The sequence below is a fragment of the Bradyrhizobium sp. USDA 336 genome, assembly GCF_044908355.1.
GTDB classification, from domain to species: Bacteria; Pseudomonadota; Alphaproteobacteria; order Rhizobiales; family Xanthobacteraceae; genus Bradyrhizobium; species Bradyrhizobium yuanmingense.
On record NZ_JBIYDC010000002.1, the window covers coordinates 3,526,064 to 3,541,591 of the forward strand.

General features: G+C 56.2%; 18 protein-coding genes. 10 read left to right on the plus strand and 8 right to left on the minus strand.

Annotation, left to right across the window (positions count from 1 at the left end; genetic code table 11):
• The first annotated feature begins 41 nt into the window (after nucleotides 1-41).
• On the plus strand, nucleotides 42-380 hold the full coding sequence (locus ABIA45_RS17470) for a hypothetical protein (protein WP_211434233.1): 339 nt from the start codon (nucleotides 42-44) through the stop codon (nucleotides 378-380).
• 76 nt (nucleotides 381-456) lie between these two features.
• A complete protein-coding gene (locus ABIA45_RS17475) occupies nucleotides 457-600 on the plus strand; it encodes a hypothetical protein (RefSeq protein ID WP_157785226.1) in 144 nt (47 codons plus the stop codon).
• A 102-nt stretch (nucleotides 601-702) separates the two neighbouring features.
• On the opposite strand, the gene ABIA45_RS17480 is transcribed toward ABIA45_RS17475, so the two are convergent.
• The 5 genes from ABIA45_RS17480 to ABIA45_RS17500 all read right to left on the minus strand — a co-directional run bounded on the left by ABIA45_RS17480 (nucleotide 703) and on the right by ABIA45_RS17500 (nucleotide 5,041).
• Complete coding sequence (locus tag ABIA45_RS17480; RefSeq protein ID WP_074448679.1) at nucleotides 703-900, minus strand: hypothetical protein; 198 nt, start codon at nucleotides 898-900, stop codon at nucleotides 703-705.
• A 278-nt stretch (nucleotides 901-1,178) separates the two neighbouring features.
• Entirely contained in the window at nucleotides 1,179-1,517 is a 339-nt protein-coding gene (locus ABIA45_RS17485) for a response regulator (RefSeq protein ID WP_404652962.1), read from the minus strand.
• A 318-nt stretch (nucleotides 1,518-1,835) separates the two neighbouring features.
• Nucleotides 1,836-2,996 carry a sensor histidine kinase gene (locus ABIA45_RS17490; protein ID WP_271581680.1) on the minus strand — a complete coding sequence of 387 codons (1,161 nt, stop codon included), beginning with the start codon at nucleotides 2,994-2,996 and terminating at the stop codon, nucleotides 1,836-1,838.
• Between the two features lie 346 nt (nucleotides 2,997-3,342).
• Complete coding sequence (locus tag ABIA45_RS17495; RefSeq protein WP_404652964.1) at nucleotides 3,343-3,579, minus strand: DUF6894 family protein; 237 nt, start codon at nucleotides 3,577-3,579, stop codon at nucleotides 3,343-3,345.
• An 871-nt stretch (nucleotides 3,580-4,450) separates the two neighbouring features.
• Nucleotides 4,451-5,041, minus strand: a complete 591-nt coding sequence (locus ABIA45_RS17500; protein ID WP_404652966.1) for a hypothetical protein — start codon at nucleotides 5,039-5,041, stop codon at nucleotides 4,451-4,453.
• Nucleotides 5,042-5,297: 256 nt separating this feature from the next.
• On the opposite strand from ABIA45_RS17500, the gene ABIA45_RS17505 reads away from it, so the two are divergent.
• The 4 genes from ABIA45_RS17505 to ABIA45_RS17520 all read left to right on the plus strand — a co-directional run bounded on the left by ABIA45_RS17505 (nucleotide 5,298) and on the right by ABIA45_RS17520 (nucleotide 8,060).
• Nucleotides 5,298-5,873, plus strand: a complete 576-nt coding sequence (locus ABIA45_RS17505; RefSeq protein ID WP_370130649.1) for a tyrosine-type recombinase/integrase — start codon at nucleotides 5,298-5,300, stop codon at nucleotides 5,871-5,873.
• A 14-nt stretch (nucleotides 5,874-5,887) separates the two neighbouring features.
• Entirely contained in the window at nucleotides 5,888-6,946 is a 1,059-nt protein-coding gene (locus ABIA45_RS17510) for a hypothetical protein (RefSeq protein ID WP_404652968.1), read from the plus strand.
• A 167-nt stretch (nucleotides 6,947-7,113) separates the two neighbouring features.
• Complete coding sequence (locus ABIA45_RS17515) at nucleotides 7,114-7,656, plus strand: hypothetical protein (protein WP_404652969.1); 543 nt, start codon at nucleotides 7,114-7,116, stop codon at nucleotides 7,654-7,656.
• Nucleotides 7,657-7,730: 74 nt separating this feature from the next.
• Nucleotides 7,731-8,060: a DUF3768 domain-containing protein gene (locus ABIA45_RS17520; RefSeq protein WP_370129631.1), complete on the plus strand. Its 330-nt coding sequence runs from the start codon at nucleotides 7,731-7,733 to the stop codon at nucleotides 8,058-8,060.
• Between the two features lie 8 nt (nucleotides 8,061-8,068).
• Here the strand turns inward: ABIA45_RS17520 and ABIA45_RS17525 are convergent, their stop codons facing one another.
• Nucleotides 8,069-8,272 (minus strand): helix-turn-helix domain-containing protein, encoded by a 204-nt coding sequence (locus ABIA45_RS17525; RefSeq protein WP_404652971.1) that lies wholly within the window; start codon nucleotides 8,270-8,272, stop codon nucleotides 8,069-8,071.
• Between the two features lie 149 nt (nucleotides 8,273-8,421).
• Between ABIA45_RS17525 and ABIA45_RS17530 the strand changes: the two genes are divergently transcribed.
• Both ABIA45_RS17530 and ABIA45_RS17535 read left to right on the plus strand, forming a co-directional pair.
• Nucleotides 8,422-9,426 carry a dienelactone hydrolase family protein gene (locus ABIA45_RS17530; protein WP_404652973.1) on the plus strand — a complete coding sequence of 335 codons (1,005 nt, stop codon included), beginning with the start codon at nucleotides 8,422-8,424 and terminating at the stop codon, nucleotides 9,424-9,426.
• A 1,326-nt stretch (nucleotides 9,427-10,752) separates the two neighbouring features.
• Complete coding sequence (locus tag ABIA45_RS17535; protein ID WP_404652974.1) at nucleotides 10,753-11,244, plus strand: hypothetical protein; 492 nt, start codon at nucleotides 10,753-10,755, stop codon at nucleotides 11,242-11,244.
• A 40-nt stretch (nucleotides 11,245-11,284) separates the two neighbouring features.
• Here the strand turns inward: ABIA45_RS17535 and ABIA45_RS17540 are convergent, their stop codons facing one another.
• Both ABIA45_RS17540 and ABIA45_RS17545 read right to left on the minus strand, forming a co-directional pair.
• Entirely contained in the window at nucleotides 11,285-13,258 is a 1,974-nt protein-coding gene (locus ABIA45_RS17540) for an ATP-dependent helicase (protein WP_404652975.1), read from the minus strand.
• Nucleotides 13,259-13,366: 108 nt separating this feature from the next.
• Nucleotides 13,367-14,278 carry a hypothetical protein gene (locus ABIA45_RS17545; RefSeq protein ID WP_404652976.1) on the minus strand — a complete coding sequence of 304 codons (912 nt, stop codon included), beginning with the start codon at nucleotides 14,276-14,278 and terminating at the stop codon, nucleotides 13,367-13,369.
• A gap of 473 nt (nucleotides 14,279-14,751) precedes the next feature.
• Between ABIA45_RS17545 and tnpA the strand changes: the two genes are divergently transcribed.
• Both tnpA and tnpB read left to right on the plus strand, forming a co-directional pair.
• A complete protein-coding gene (gene tnpA / locus ABIA45_RS17550; protein WP_036046964.1) occupies nucleotides 14,752-15,153 on the plus strand; it encodes an IS66-like element accessory protein TnpA in 402 nt (133 codons plus the stop codon).
• Nucleotides 15,150-15,497 carry an IS66 family insertion sequence element accessory protein TnpB gene (tnpB, locus tag ABIA45_RS17555; RefSeq protein WP_370058181.1) on the plus strand — a complete coding sequence of 116 codons (348 nt, stop codon included), beginning with the start codon at nucleotides 15,150-15,152 and terminating at the stop codon, nucleotides 15,495-15,497. Before tnpA ends, tnpB begins: the two co-directional genes overlap by 4 nt.
• The last annotated feature ends 31 nt before the right edge of the window (nucleotides 15,498-15,528 follow it).

Sequence of the window (15,528 nt, forward strand, 5' to 3'; positions counted from 1 at the left end):
TGCGATGCGGTTCTTTAACACTCACGCGAATCGGATTTGGCATGGCCTCCGTCACAGTAGGGCTGAACAGATACTTCACATTGATCGAGCGTTCAGTGCCCACGAAAGTCGGGACTTTCATTCGCTGGCTGCGGGAGCCATCCAAACTCTGGATCCGGATCATCGTTGCGGGGGGACTCATTCTCGGGGGCATCTTCAGCTTCTTGCCCCTCTTCGGCCTCTGGATGCTCCCCCTTGGACTTCTTCTCATCGCGCAGGACATGCCGATCCTGCAAAAACCTCTCCTCGCCGTGTTGCGTTGGATCGAGATGAAATGGAAGCGGCTCAGGCGACGTTTCAGAACGAGGCCGCGGCCAATTGTGGCGAAGCAACCGGAATGACGCGACCGCTCCGCCCGCGGCTCTCCGTATTTGGAACGTTGTGGTTAAGCCGGGATTGGTCCGGCAGGAGGTCATCATGACCAAGACATCAGACCACGGCATCATGCGCGTCCGCGGAGAAGATCAGCCGGCAGACAAGGAGCGGGCGCAACTGGCTCAAAAGATTGAGCTCGGCCATACACCGCCCGTGATCAAGGAAGAGGCGAACGACCGGGACTGAACGCAATGATCGTGAGCCGACGCGCGGGGCCTGCCAGCAGGATCCGCGCGCAACATCATGCTGCTTTCTGATGCTGCTCGAACGCAGCGACCTCCCGTTCCTTCATTCGGGAGCCGGTAATCCGGGTGTGGACAGCCATTCGCTGATTTGAGCCCCGGTCTCCGCCTGCCGAGCTTTGCGGATGGTTTGTTCCCGCTCAATACCTGGCGGAAGCGATTTCGCCTTTTGACGAAGGGCTCGCCCATGCTCGGCAAGGCGTTCTTCAAAGGAGGTGGTTTGCTTGATTCGGCGTCGCTGCATAGCGTGCTCCTTTTCCCAGGGAAGGCGGGAGCGCGACAGCGTTCTCATCACCGACAGATGCCGAGGGCCGCGCGGTGATGGATCAGGCGTAGCAATTTAAGGTACGACGCGCTGGTCAATATTGATCAGGTGGTAGAAGCTGGTGAGGCCGGCGCTCGGCGCCCGCAGGATCAACACCCCACAGGAAATGCGAAGCGCGCGAGCACAGATGGGCATCGGAGCGACGCCGGCGCCAAAGGCGTTCAGCAACCCGTTGTGCGGACAAACGCTCTTCACGATCAGGCAGCAAGCTCTCGGAGCGTCGAGATGATCGCCTCTGACGGGTATGGTTTGCGGAAGAATCTTGCCCCATCGGGTAGCTCAGAGCCTTTGACCAGATGGGCGGAGACCACAAGGAGCTGGATCGGTGGCCATCTTTCGCGAACGGCCTCCACGAGCCCAAGCCCGTCCATCGAGCCAGGCATCCTGACATCCGTGAAGACCACGCAAACATCCTGTCGGGTTTCAAGAATCCTGATGGCCTCATCGGCATTGCCGGCAAGGAGCGGATGCAGCTCCGCATCCTGGACGATGTCGTTCGCCATCAAGAGGAGCATCGGTTCGTCCTCGACGATCAAGACGCAACTGCCGCGAGGAGAGCTTTGCTCTGGCATATCAGCCCTTTCTAATGCAGTGACGCCACCCGGTCGGGACATCCGCAGTCACGGCTTTAAGCGATGGCAGCAGCCGACGTTCCGAATGGCCGATTGATTCTGAGCAATCTTTGCATCGACAATGCGGCTGACGGTTTCCGAGGGTTCACCATGAGGCGCCGCCACTTCCGCCGAATGAGCGTGGAAGTCGCCCAGTCGGCAATGTGCGTCTGGCGACCCTGCCTGCCCATCGCCGCAGGGTGAGCGCGTCGAACGCCGCCCCTTCCACTCAGAGCATGACCGTCACCTGCGAGGCAGTCGGATCGAAAAGCACGTGCCTGTTTCTTCGTTGGATGCCACAGAGATCTCGCCGCCATGGGCTTCGACGATCAATTTTGCGATGTAGAGGCCGAGGCCGAGGTGGGTACTGTGCTCCGGCGGACTTCCGTCATCGTGGCCTCGCGTCCAGGATTGGAAGATTGATTTTTGCGCTTCAAGCGGGATTGAGGAGCCGAGATTGTGCACGTTGATGGTCACAGCATCGGGATCGTTACCTGCGACGGTCACTGTGATGGGCGTCGCTACGTCGCCATAATGGACCGCGTTGCCCATCAGATTGGACAGCACCTGTCCCAGGCGGGCGCGGTCGCAGGAAACCAACGGATCGCCCTTCGTCGCGACCTGAAGTTTTCGATCTGCGTTGACGGCGCGAAACTCATCTGCGATTTCCTGGCACAGAGCCGCAACGTCGTTCTCGGTCTTTGTAACGGGGATTTGAGTGCCGAAGGACGAGCGTGTGAGATCGAGCAGATCGTTCAGAATTCGCGTCGCCCGCCCTGCGGCCAGCTTGATCTCCGAAACAACCTTGGCCTGCTTCGCGTCGGTTGTCCCCGATCGCTCCATCCACTGAGCGCCCATCGAAACGGCGCCGAGAGGATTGCGCAGGTCGTGGCCGAGGACGCCCAGAAACAGGTTGCGCGAGTCATTTATCGTCTTGGTATAGTGGGCTACCGACTCCGTCACGGCCTGATCGATCGCTTCATTGAACCGCGTCAAGTCCTCAATATCGGTGTCCGCAAGGCTTCGATGATGAGCAACCCACTGCTTGACGACGCTTGCGCGAAGCGCCCGATATTCCGAGATCATCTGGTCGATGTTAAAGCCGTCGGCCAGACGCAGAGCGGCATGGAGCTCAGCCGCGCTTTGAGAAAAGGGGCTGTCTTTCGGGCCGTCGCCTCGCGATTTATCAAATCGCTCCCGCGGGGTTTGTGCGGTTTCGAGGTCGTCCGCCACAAACCTAAGAAGATCGAAGATATGATCTTCCAGAGCCAACTTCGTCATCCGATCGCTGGCCGGTGACAGAGTTCGAGCGAACTCCGTCCATTCCTTCACGATCGGAGCCTGGTTCTGTCGAATGAAGTCAGCCAGGCGTTCGTACTTTGGCCGCTCAGTGGAATTGCTCAAAGCCGCCCCCAAGTACTCAAAGCCGCCCCCAAGTAGATGACGCGAGCCCTAGATCGAGCAGGCACAAGCCCGCTGCTCGCGAATGCCGTGCCCTTCCGAAGCGCCGAGCCTAGAGTATAGCCACTGGCTCCCGAGCTGTCACAACTGGCTCCGCCTGCGGGGAGAACCGCGCGACTTTGCGGCCGGAACCTGCGGTACAACGGTCGTTTTGCACTTGCCCTGCAGGACGCGGGGATATCGGAAAGCGATCGTTCCACTCACGTCGCGGGCAGGACCCGGCGCACCTCTGCGTCGATCTGTAGCGGATGCAAGCTAGCACCACCATATTGGCCTAGGGGAACCGGCTTCAATGCTTGGTGCTCGAGTTCCGATGGACTATCGAAACGCAGAACAGCTGTTCGGTGCTCGAGCGCACTTCCACTGCCAAATCCGCCCGCTTGCTTGGGAAGACGGATTCCCGGGCGATTCCAGTCAAGGTTTGCATTGCTTTGACTTCGGCGGCTTTCAGATTGGGAAGGGGTAGACCTTCCTCGTCTGCAAAGAAATCGCGACCACTTTGGATGTCAAAGAAATACCGATTCATGGAGCGCTCCAGAAATTGAACACATATTAGTCCCGCCAATCGGTGCGTTGCTTGCCTGAAGACTCGGACATCGATGCGGCTGTCGTCCTGTCATACGATCAGCCTCAACTGTTCGATCTGTCCCGCCGGACCTTGCGAAATTCTTCGGGACCTTTCATCAGCCTGCTCTTCCGGCTTGCCCTGTCTTCGGATGTCGCACCCGTATCGGCCAGCCGGTCGAGCGCGTCAGAGGCAAGCTCCTTTGCGCGGATCCGAGGGCTCTCACGATTCGACTCTGGAGATTCGCGCATAGGCCGATCACGCAGCCCTTCGAGCGCCGTCTTCACCAGCAGTTGTACCGCTTCTGATCGGTTAGGCCTCTGCTTCTGGCTGAGCGCCCATGCGTCAACCTGGTCGAGAAGCTCGGGCGTCAGCCGAACCGCCCGTCCTTGCTCAGCTGTCCCCGCTGACGTCTTCCGCGGAACTGCTTTTGACCTGGACATCTCTGACATCATTCGATTGGAGGGCGATAACGGCAATGCCGCGGCATGAGATGCGGACAGTCATCCCTGCGAGATGGGGAATCCGGCATTTTTTGCTCCCGTCTCGAGCTAATGAATCCGGCCGCTTAGGGTTCCAGTGAACCCCTGCCACGACCGCCCGCTCATCGCACAGCTCCTTGCGCTGTTCTCAAACACGACGAGGGAGCGACGGAGTGCAATTGCCTTCCGGACCATTGCGACGGCAGCGCGTCTGACAGATCGACCGATTGATATCATCTCTGCCTGAAGGACAGCGTGCACCTCCGGAGCTGCAATAGCCACAACTATCTCGACCTGGCAGGGATCGGACAGACCTTCGATTTGATGCTCGCGAGCCCCGATTTCACTGGCTATTCCCTGCTACGAAGCGCAGCGTCATCCGAACGAAGAGGCTGGCCTTGAACGGAAGCACGTTCAGCAGCGAAACCGGTTTTGCAGAAGGGCGCCGTATGACGGATGTCACCAAGGAAGCCCTGGATGGTGCCGCCGCGCGGCATCTCTCTGCTGGCTTCAACTTTCGTGCCTATACGCCGGACAAGATCGCGTACGATCTTATTCGTTGGGATGAGGAGTTCAGACACGCCAATTACACTCAACTGGTCGTAGCCGTGACGCTCTGGCAAAGTAGTTTGTCTGGCTAGCGCAAAGCAATCATCGAGTACATAGCGTCTGATATCTGGAATCCAGATCGGGATATGCCGGTGCCGCCTAATCAACCTCTTCAACTCATTGGGAAGCCAATCCGGCAGCTCTTTGGTCGGATCAAATTTTTGGATCAGCTCGGCCTCATTCAGCAATGGAATTGCGGCGCGATTGTACTCATCGGTAAGGATTCTGAGCGGAAAATACCTTTCACGGAGAATCCGACCTTCAGCCGCAAGCATTCCACCGAGGTAAGGATGAATACGAATTCCGTCACAGTAGCGGCGCGTATCTTTCATTAGTCTCTCCAATTGCAATGATGCACGTTTCGCGCGCAATAGTTGGCGACGTGCGTTTCTCAGTGCTCATTTACAAGATTTCAATCCGCTGCGATTGCGCTGCAAGTAGCGACTTCTAGAGGCTAAGTCGTATTTGCCCGATCGTCCGAGCGGGGCGGCTAGTGTTTTGAATGAGTCCGGCCATCGAACTGATAAGCTTTTATTCTGTTGCGGCGGTCAGCCGAGTTGCTAGAATCTAGCATTCGGTTTGATCGAGATGGCAGGCAAGCAAGCCAAGATACTTTCTGATCAAGCGGCGCAAGATTTACTCTTCTTCGCCGAGACGACCCGCCACCCGGATAGAAATCGCGTTATTGTCCTACTGTCCTTGAAGGCAGGCCTGCGCGCAGCAGAAATTGCGAAGTTGACCTGGGAAATGGTCGAAGGCGCTGAGGGCCAGATCGGCTCGACAATAGAGTTGCGAGATACGATTGCAAAGAAACGGCACGGCCGCCGCATTCCCCTGCAGGGCCATTTACGACAAGCGCTAGTTGCTTTGCGGCCTTTGTCTCCGGGGAATGGCGCGATTGTACGATCCGAGCGCGGCGGACCGATGACGCCGCTCAGCATCGTCGTTTGGTTCAATCGGGCTTTTCACGCGACCGGGCTCAGCGGCTGCTCGTCCCACTCAGGGCGACGAACGTTTATTACGCGCGCTGCCCGACTCGTTCACAAGGCAGGCGGCTCGTTAAGAGACGTGCAGCTCCTGGCCGGCCATAGCTCAATTCAAACAACGCAAAGATACATCGACGGCGACAGCGATGCGCAACGGAGGCTGGTATCACTGATTTAGCCAAGCCTCCAAAGATGCAGTACGTCAAACGAGCGCAAATTGACCCGACGGCGTTCGCGGTAGCTCTGATCGAATCCGTGTGCGCGGTGAGCGTCGATCCAGATTTTGCTGCCTCAGTTGACGGCACAAGCTCGAACGATCCGCGCCTGATAGCAGCACTAAGAGCAAATAGCACGGCAGGTCTATTCGATTGGATGATGGACAGCTTTAGCTTCCAGGGGATATCGGACAGCGTCGCGCATTCCTATCTGGAATCGAACGGTAACGCGACTTGGCAAACGATTAAGTCTCAGCTTGCTGGACAGCCAACCTGCCCTCTCCTTCCGAGCTATTGGACATTCGAGGGGTGTCGATACGACAAGACGGGCAAGTCGTGCTCTCAACCCGGTCACATGGCGCGCTGCCCGGTACCGAGTCACCCCTTGCGCAATGGGCGGCTGAACCAAACAGCATTCAGCCTCTACCTGTTCATACGCGACCAGACGAGGTCCGACCTGATTGGCTGGATAGACGCACGCCTCGAAGAGACCGGTGATCGAGATTTCCGTGCGGGCCAGGAGGCGCTGATTGGGCCGATGCGACATATCTTCGGGGTGTCGGACAAAGTCCTATCAATGACTCTATCAGCCGTGCTGATGGCCGACCGCGGCAACCGACCGCGATGGTTTGACGTTGGCAGTCAGATGATCGTGGTCGATACCCTCGTACACAATTTCCTGAGACGGACCGGCATCTTGGCTGAATTCGACGCCGCTCACGTCTACGGCCCGAAATGCTATCAGCACGGCGGCTGCTCCGACATTTTGCGCCGTGTAGCCGAATGCATTGACGCTCGCGCGTTCAACGGCAGCTTTCCGCGGATTTTTCCGAGACTTATTCAACATGCACTATGGCGATACTGTGCGGCCGACGAATTAGACGTCTGCAACGCGAACAATATTGATGAGTCTAAGTATTGCATTCAAAATACTTGCGAAATTTACAGTATTTGTCGCCGAAACAACGACTTTAGCGTCAAACCGAAAGCAAAAACTCAAGAATCAAAATATCGCTTAAAGTATTGGTTTTGTTGACATTTATGACGTCTTTACTACAATTCTACTTGAGAGTATTTGCTCTCAAATGACTATGGAGAAATCGAAATGATCGTCTTACTAAGGCCGTCAGGCAGCCCGAGATTCAATACACCTCCCCAGCAAGGGCCCCGATCGGGGCCCTTCTGCTTTTCTGGGAGGCTTTGATGACAAAGTCTGCAGGACATGCTCAGGCCAGCGCAAGAGAGCTGATTGTCTTCGGCCTCGACACAGCCGGCAAACCCAAGGCAGGGCGCTTCCCTGAGAAGCACGCAGCAGCAGCGATGAAAGCAGCCAAGTCGCTAAAGCTCTCAGTCTGCGCTGACGACAAACCTAGCATCGCTGACTTACTGAAAAAGATCCCTGTCGGACGGCTGCACGCCCAAGGCAAGGCGTTCATTCCGTACATCAAGCGCGACCTCTTCGATCAGATCCAGACGGCCGCAGCCCCGGCTTCCCTAGCTGCAAAGTCGAACCCTGGTCCGGCCTTAACTGAGGCACCGATTGCCAAGCCACCCCGCAGTTGGGACGACATCGCCGAAGGGCATCTCGTTCTCTATCACGAGGGCCCCCGCGACGGCTGGTGGGAAAGCGTCGTCCTGGCCCGGGACGGCGAGACGCTTACGCTGAAGTATCGCGATTTCTCAAGATACCCAGCCTTTCAATGCCACTTCCGGGCAGTCGCCCTCCCCTACCCGATTTCTGAGTAAGTCAACTTCGGATGGCTCGGATTCCGAGCCATCCACTCCCTCATTCCCCAAACATCGCAAAACAAGGAACAACCATGTCTCACGACACGGACCTCATTCGCTCGCTCAACGACGACCTCAGGAAGCACTTGATTGGAGGCGGAGCGGTCATGACCGCCGGCGTCGCCGCCCTCGGCCAGAGCTTCGTAGAGCGTGCGATCAAGACGTTGGCTGCATTTGATGATTTTCACCACGCCAACGATCCCCACCAAGAGCATGATATGGGTATTTTCGACCTGGATGGTCACGCCCTCATGTTCAAGATCGAGTACTACGATAAGACACTGACCTATCACTCCCCCAATCCAGCCGATCCAAACGTCACTGAGCGGGTGATCACGCTCATGCTGGCAGACGAGTACTGACGGCTTAGTCAATCATCCTTGGTGGCCATCATACGCTTGATTGCGTCTCGTGGATCGAAACCAATCGCTTCCGCGAACGCAATCAATTGCACGACGTCCAGCTTCCTCTGGCCGGTTTCGACGGAAGCAACAAACGACTGGTATCGCTTCAACTTTGCGGCGACCTCGGTCTGCGTGAGACCGGCCTTCTTCCTCTTCTCAATCAAGAACAATCGAAGCGCCTCGTGTCGCGTCGATTGAAGCGTCCGAGACATCGATTCGCCCACCAGACAACGGGGGCGAACAAATAATCTGAGTTCCAGATTATCTAAAAAACAGATATTACTTGAGTGCTCAACGAAGCGGCTAGGAGGGGAGCCCAATGACCACACTTGCAGAACTGTGCAGTTACAGAACGTCCGTGAACGGCAACACCAGGCTTGGACAGCGGCTGCTGCACTTCGGCACATCGCTGGCCGCTTCTACGAAAACCTCGACCGCGCTGCTGCTTGGCCTTCTCTTGCTAGTTTCTGAGCCCGTTCGTGCTCAGGCTGAAATGGTCTCGATTAAGTGGAGATCATCCGCGCCCGTGGCTTGGGTTCCCGGCAATGATTACATCGACGGCTACACGCCAAACTTCAAGAACGCGACGGTCGAAGAAGGGGGCAAGACTCAGAAGGAAGGCGCACTTGCAGCTGAGTTACTGATGCCCAAAGGAATGACAGGCCGCCGTATCCCCTTCGTCGTACTGCTGCACGGATGCAGCGGCATGACACCCAGCTTGAAGAAGTGGGCCAATGAGTACGGCGGCAGACTTGTCCAGGCGGGATATGGAGTGTTGGTCCTTGATAGTTTTGCAACTCGGGGGGTCACGGGGAACGGAATCTGCGCTGACCCGAGTCAACTGGAATGGGCGCGACGTCGGACGGATGATGCATATTCAGCACTGGATTGGCTGATCGAGACCGGCAAGGCCGATCCAAAGCAGGTTTATGTGCTGGGCCGCAGCAACGGCGCGACGACATCGCTCATCATTATGAACAGGAAGATCGGTGATGTTCAAAAGAACATGTTTGCCGGTGCCTTTGTGATGCAGCCTTCGTGTCTCTACATGAAAAACGTCGAGTTCTACGCTCCGGTGTACTTGTTCTTGGCTGAGAAGGACCAAGCGACGAGTCCGGTGCTGTGTTCAGACATGGCTAAGACCAAGCGTCCTGTCGCGGTACAAACTAAGCTTTGGGAAGGGGCGACTCATGGATATCAAGACCGTGCGCCGGATCGGATCGAGGAGATTGCAGGAAAGCAGGTGAACTTCGCATACAACGCTGCTGCCAATGAAGGCACAATCAACGCTATTGTCGGTATACTGAACTCTAGCAAGCGGTAGCATGTCCGTTCTAAAATCGGCGAGTTGTTTTGGTTTTTCACTTACTGCTGACTGGAGCGTGGAGTCATTCACTTGGTGAGCTAACCCCACACGGGCGATGAACGTCGTCGGCAAAACGGAGCCTGATGGCGGCAATTCGCTCCGCCTCGCAGCCGCAAGCGCGTCCAAACGGCAATACCGCGTGGCGACATCCACTTCGGTCATTGGACGATACGACGCGAAGTAGGCCACGACAATGATTGGCCACCAAGGCTTCGCTACCCTCTTGTTGAGGGACTGAGTAGCACGCAGTCAGCCGAAATTGGGAGACGCTTGGCGGACGAGCGGCGCTGCTGCAAGCAGCAGCGCCGCTCATATTTCGGTCGGTGCAATGAGCAGGCGTCCGGCACCAGCGTGCCCGAGCCTCAGGACAGATCCACATAGATCTTCTCCCGACGAGGACGAGCCCCCTTTGTCTGTGAAGCCCTCGTATTCCGACTCGCGCCAATATGCTCGATCAGAACCGTGAGAAGATCCGCGACTTGACGTCGCCGCAGCCCGGTACTCACTCTGACTATGACGGGCGTTTCCCTGCAAGGGCGATAATCGCTACTTCGTCCATTGACGATTTCTGTTATTCTATCAGGACCAACCAGATAAACATTGCTCGCTCGGCCTGAATCAGTTGCCATAGGTCGTCCTCCGATGTCTGCAGAACACTGTAGAACGCATTTACAAGATCCGAGATGACCCCGAGCACGTCCCCGGGGCGGAGCCATGCTGTTCAGGTCGGACGCTTTGGGCGGACGGTCGTCACCAGCGTACACGAGCCAAACGGCCGGAATTTTTCAAACAATTTTGAAAACTGACTCGGCTCGAAACCTTTCATTTCTGACCATCTGGATGCGGTTTTCGCCGAAAGCTTCGCCTCAAACAACGCTGCAACTTGAATTGACGGCCGGAGGAGCGACGGCACAACAAGGTCGCCATCGTTTCGCCAAATACGAGGGCCTCGGGGGTGAGCGAACCTCATCATCTTGCGAATATGCAATAAGACGGCGTTTGGCGCGTGAAAGTGCTGCCCCTGCCGAGAAGAACCATGATTAGTTCCCCATCCGGTCGTCTTCCGACAAATTTACGAAAATTGGCGCCGCAAAAACCTGGATACTTTGCCACTCGCCGCTCGCATTTCGCCTGAAACGTCGCTTCAGACGTCGCTTCCGATCAAGAGCAGTGCTCTACAAGGACAGACCAGATCCCCAACATAACCGCCCAAAAGTCTTTTGTCCCGGCGCTCATCGACACGACGCTAATTTAGCACGCCAGAAGCAAAACCAGGAGCTTCGAATGAATTCGAAGAATGCGGTGATCATTCCCACTCAAGCGAAAATCGTCAGTCGAATCGAAACGGTTCGGAAAGCATGGGACCGCTCGGTCTCAAGGGGCGGCAAATTCAGCGAATACAAATATCTGCGGGCGGTATTCCGTGCCTATGAGGTATTCGCCTCGAACGATCTCTTAGATTCTCTTGCCGAGATCGCCCCATGCGAATTGATGTCGCCAGTACGCTCAAGTTGGCATCCAATCCGCACGATTATCGAAGCTACGTGTGACAAGCAGGATGTGCGCATGAAAAGTCGCTGGACACGCGCCATGGAGTTTGCCCTCACAAGGAAGGTCGCTTCAAGTGACTTGCTCCGCTTTATCCGCGCGAACGGCGGCATAGCAGGGTGCGCCGATTTGGCCAGCAAGCTGAAGCTAAACCGTCGCAGTGATCACGTCAGCCCGCAACAGGCCCCAGTTCGCGACGGAGCGCCACTTCGCCGTTCTGGTCTATAGGCCCGCCGTGCAAGGAGCGCGCACAGAGCTTGAGCGGATCCTAGCCGCTTTCGAGCACGAACCGAGACGATACGGATCGAGGTAAGAATTGCGACCTTCGGGAGAACACAGTAGCCACGGGCACCGCTCGAGGATCAGGCTGAAAATTTCGTCGCGGATAAACCAGTTCGAGCCGATCTCGTGCTCTCGTCATGGCGACATACAAAAGACGACGCTCCTCCTCTAGGGCTGCGCTACTCTTGGCGCGCGCAGAAGGTATACAGCCTTCCATTACATTGAGAATCATGACCGACCTCCACTCCAACCCCTTTGCGCTATGGATCGTCGAGAGGGTCAGAACGTCTTCGGGATCATCCTCTGAATACCGTCGTTTGGCCATCGCGGGAGGATCCAACGCGACATTTGCCAAGAACTCTTGACCAGATTCAAACTCCCCTCCGAAGACCGCGAGTTGCTCGAGGTCTGCCAGTTTGCTCTCTAGTTTATTCTCGCATTTCCGCTTGAGACGGCGGCGGTACCACTTCAGAATATGGTGCAAAGATGCGGGCCATTCTGACGCCGATAGCTTTGCCGAAAGCCTCCTAAATTTGTTCACCCGCCCCTGTGCTGCCGCGGGCATATCCGCCTGTCTTAACAGACTGTGCGGGGCCATTCCGTCGAATCGCTTCAAAACTCGATGCGCAGTTACCTTGCCGATCCCATCCAAGAGCAAGAGAGCGCGGAAACCAGCTAGTTGGTCTCTGGGATTTTCGTGCCATCGAAGTACTGCCAGAACATCCTTAATGTGGGCGGCTTCCAAGAACCTGAGGCCGCCCCATTTTCTAAATGGCACCCCTGATCTCTGGAGTTCAACTTCGAGGAGTGCGCTTTCATGCGACGTCCTGACCAGGACGGCCTGCTGCTTAAGCTTCACTCGTCGCTCCTGCAAGGAAAGGATTGTCTTCACAACATGCCTGGCCTGACCTCTCTCGTCCTTAACCGTAGTTAGGATGGGTAGCTGGTGCGATTTCCGCTTCGACCACAGCTTCTTTTCGAAAGCGTCGTCAGCCAAGGAGATCACAGCGTTAGATGCCTTCAATATCTTGGACGTCGACCGGTAGTTCCTCGCGAGAGAGACGACTTTTGTGCACAACGCAAAGCTTGTCGGGAAAGTGCGAATGTTTTTCACCGTGGCCGCTCGGAACGAATAGATTGCTTGCGCATCGTCGCCGACGACCGTCACACCTCGCCCGTCTGGCTTCAAGAGCTTTACGATCTTGAATTGTAGCCTGTTCGTGTCCTGGAATTCGTCGACTAAGACATAGTCGAAGCGCCTTCGAAGCGTATCCCCCACTCGTGGCTTGCGAAGCAGCGTTGCGAGATGAACAAGCAGGTCGTCATAGTCTACACAATTCCGCTTGAGCTTGGCTCTAACGTACCTCTTGAAGATGGTCGCCAATGGTCGACGATGTCGTATCAAACTCGGAAATCGCCTGCTAAGCGTTGCCCTGAGCGACAGATTGGCGTTTCTACTGTACGCGAATACGTCACAGCATACTTCCGTCGAAGGGAGCGCCTTTTCGTCATCGGCTTTTCCTGAACCCATACGGACAATGTCCATGAGGTCCTTCGCATCCTCTTGATCTAAGACGGTGAACATTTTCGTCAGACCGATTTGGGAGGCGAACTCCCGCAGTAAATTGTTGGCTATCGAATGAAACGTACCGGCGTAGGGCAAGCGGACCGATACTCCATCCAATTCGGCCCTGATGGTCGACTGAACGCGTTCGACCAGCTCCTGAGACGCCCTTCGAGTAAACGTAGCCACAAACATTCGTTCCGGTTTGGCACCGCAAGAGATCAAGCGACCGGCGCGAGCTGATAACACGCGGGTCTTTCCGGTCCCAGCGCCAGCAACAATCAATAACGGGCGATGCTGCGTCGCCTTCCCGCCCTTGATGCCGTAGTTGACGGCCTCTCGCTGCTCTTTGTTCAGCTTGAACAAGCCCGCCGTGTTCATGCGATGAAATGACATGATTTTATACCTTGATACCGGCACGCAGTAGGCGTCGCCTGAGGCGAGGTCGGTGCCTGCGATTGCAATTGGGTTGAAGACCAGCGGCGAGCGATGAAATCGATGCTGCTATTGATCATTTACAAGATCGAAAAGCCCACCTCTGCGCCCGAAGCGCGACTGTTTCCCCGTGGATGCTCGCTCGAAACGACGAATGGCCATGCGACACTGCCGTATTGTCGCCTTGAGAACCTTTTTGCCGTCGCCTGATGCGATCCAAAGATCCGGCAGAGAAAGATGCCTCATCTGCAGATAACTCGTGAGACGTTCCCCCGGACGCATGTTGCCCTCATACTGATGGAACTTGATCTCTCCGGAGGAATTGGGCTTTTCGCCTTTCGCGAGCCGGTACGCCATGGTTGGTCGTTTAAGAAGGTAGGCCAACGTCTCAGCAAACTCTCCGTCTCGCACGCGCCGTGCATCAACCCCGGTTTGGTCAGGAGAGATAGGAATGTATTTCTTGGTACGGTTCAGTTTGGCAACGAGGCGCTTTAGTCTCTTGGCATCTATTCCCCACACGAGAGCGTGGAGATGCCAAGATACACATTGCGAGCGATCAAGGCTCGCACCAACGGTGGCGATATAGGGATAGAGCCCCGGCTCGATCAATCCGATATAATTGCAATCGTGGAGACCTTTGCCCAATCGTCGGACCATCGGCTTTAGGTCAACGTTGAACTCGTTCGAGGCTCTGGCGCAACCTATATCGACTAGAGTGACCAGGAACACCGGCTGATTAATACTTCGAAAAACGTCGTCGTAGCTGAGAAGACCAGCCATTTCTCTGCAGAGGAAATGAGCCCAGCATAGCCGTGCATCGCTATTAACGGCACTGAGACTGGCACCGTCTCCTGAGACGACAAGATCCTCATCATCCTCATCGACAAGATGGCGCTTACGAGAAGTCTCGAAGGCGATAAGAAGCTCGCCGACAGCGTCGTCTTCGTGCTGTTGAATAAGAGCGTGCTTGAAAAGAGACATTGACGTCATCCTTTGTTGGGGGATGACGATCATTTACAAGGTCGAAAATCGACGTTTTAGTTTGCGCAAATCTTGCAATTCTCATTCAAAACGCTGCAGAACGGGCTCAAAGCGTGCAATATCGAAGATGAAGTGTGTCAACAACAATAACAAGAAGCCAAATAGCCCGCCCGCGGAGAAACATATCTTTTGTGGTACATCTCGCTAATCGGTACTACTCGTGGCGCCAAGCTCCCCGAGGTGACACCTCGAGGAGCTGAATCGATCTTCGCTAGGCTCTAGGCGATCTGGTGCCGGGCTTGCCGAAATTCTTTCGATATTCTTCGAAGTTGTCCGGCTTGATACCCTCTTTGATTGCCCCCTGCACTCTCTTAGCATTCTTGCTCAAGAGCTTCGTATCCCTGCGCCAAAGGCCGCCTTGTTTGACGAACGCGATGGCTGCAGGTCCTAGGGATAATCCTAGGAGAAGCGCTATGACGATTTCGCGGGCGGAGGTGATCACATCGGTCGAGCGGCGGCGCCGGTGGTCGCAGGATGAGAAAGAACGGCTTGTTGCAGCATCGCTCGAGCCCGGCGCCAGTGTTTCCGAGGTGGCTCGCAGGGCCGGGCTTCATGTGAGCCAGCTGTTCAGGTGGCGCAAGGAGCTTTGCAAGCACGCTGAAGCGAGTATAGCGCCGTTCGTGCCGGTCGAGATTGGATCGTCTGTGCCGCCGCACAATCTGACCGAAGCGCCATTGACGGCGGCGCCGGCGCGTCGACGGAGGAGCCAGGGCATCATCGAGATCGACCTTGGTAGCGGACACCGCATCCGGGTCGATGGCGAGGTTGATGGAGACGCGCTACGTCGTGTTCTCGATGCTTTGGTACGCCGATGATCCCGGTTCCGACGGGCGCGCGAGTGTGGCTCGCGACAGGCTACACGGACATGCGCCGAGGCTTTCCGTCGTTGGCGCTCCAAGTGCAGGAGGTGCTGCGCAAGGATCCGCTCAGCGGTCATCTGTTCGTCTTCCGCGGTCGCCGAAGCGATCTTGTGAAGGTGATCTGGCACGATGGCCAAGGAGCATGCCTGTTCACCAAAAGACTCGAGAGAGGAAGGTTCATCTGGCCATCGGTTGCGGGCGAAGCAGTGACGATCTCACCGGCGCAGATGAGCTACCTGTTGTCCGGAATCGATTGGCGCAACCCGCAAGAAGCCCAGCGTCCGACGCGGATCGGATAGCCGTTTTTGGTTGAATCTGCTGCTTGATCTG

What these genes read in the sequence shown, in the direction of transcription:
- ABIA45_RS17470 (WP_211434233.1), top strand. Translation starts at nt 42, where the DNA reads ATGGCCTCCGTCACAGTAGGGCTGAACAGATACTTCACATTGATCGAG.
- ABIA45_RS17475 (WP_157785226.1), top strand. Translation starts at nt 457, where the DNA reads ATGACCAAGACATCAGACCACGGCATCATGCGCGTCCGCGGAGAAGAT.
- ABIA45_RS17480 (WP_074448679.1), bottom strand. Translation starts at nt 900, where the DNA reads ATGCAGCGACGCCGAATCAAGCAAACCACCTCCTTTGAAGAACGCCTT.
- ABIA45_RS17495 (WP_404652964.1), bottom strand. Translation starts at nt 3,579, where the DNA reads ATGAATCGGTATTTCTTTGACATCCAAAGTGGTCGCGATTTCTTTGCA.
- ABIA45_RS17500 (WP_404652966.1), bottom strand. Translation starts at nt 5,041, where the DNA reads ATGAAAGATACGCGCCGCTACTGTGACGGAATTCGTATTCATCCTTAC.
- ABIA45_RS17505 (WP_370130649.1), top strand. Translation starts at nt 5,298, where the DNA reads ATGGCAGGCAAGCAAGCCAAGATACTTTCTGATCAAGCGGCGCAAGAT.
- ABIA45_RS17510 (WP_404652968.1), top strand. Translation starts at nt 5,888, where the DNA reads ATGCAGTACGTCAAACGAGCGCAAATTGACCCGACGGCGTTCGCGGTA.
- ABIA45_RS17515 (WP_404652969.1), top strand. Translation starts at nt 7,114, where the DNA reads ATGACAAAGTCTGCAGGACATGCTCAGGCCAGCGCAAGAGAGCTGATT.
- ABIA45_RS17520 (WP_370129631.1), top strand. Translation starts at nt 7,731, where the DNA reads ATGTCTCACGACACGGACCTCATTCGCTCGCTCAACGACGACCTCAGG.
- ABIA45_RS17530 (WP_404652973.1), top strand. Translation starts at nt 8,422, where the DNA reads ATGACCACACTTGCAGAACTGTGCAGTTACAGAACGTCCGTGAACGGC.
- ABIA45_RS17535 (WP_404652974.1), top strand. Translation starts at nt 10,753, where the DNA reads ATGAATTCGAAGAATGCGGTGATCATTCCCACTCAAGCGAAAATCGTC.
- ABIA45_RS17540 (WP_404652975.1), bottom strand. Translation starts at nt 13,258, where the DNA reads ATGTCATTTCATCGCATGAACACGGCGGGCTTGTTCAAGCTGAACAAA.
- ABIA45_RS17545 (WP_404652976.1), bottom strand. Translation starts at nt 14,278, where the DNA reads ATGTCTCTTTTCAAGCACGCTCTTATTCAACAGCACGAAGACGACGCT.
- tnpA (WP_036046964.1), top strand. Translation starts at nt 14,752, where the DNA reads ATGACGATTTCGCGGGCGGAGGTGATCACATCGGTCGAGCGGCGGCGC.
- tnpB (WP_370058181.1), top strand. Translation starts at nt 15,150, where the DNA reads ATGATCCCGGTTCCGACGGGCGCGCGAGTGTGGCTCGCGACAGGCTAC.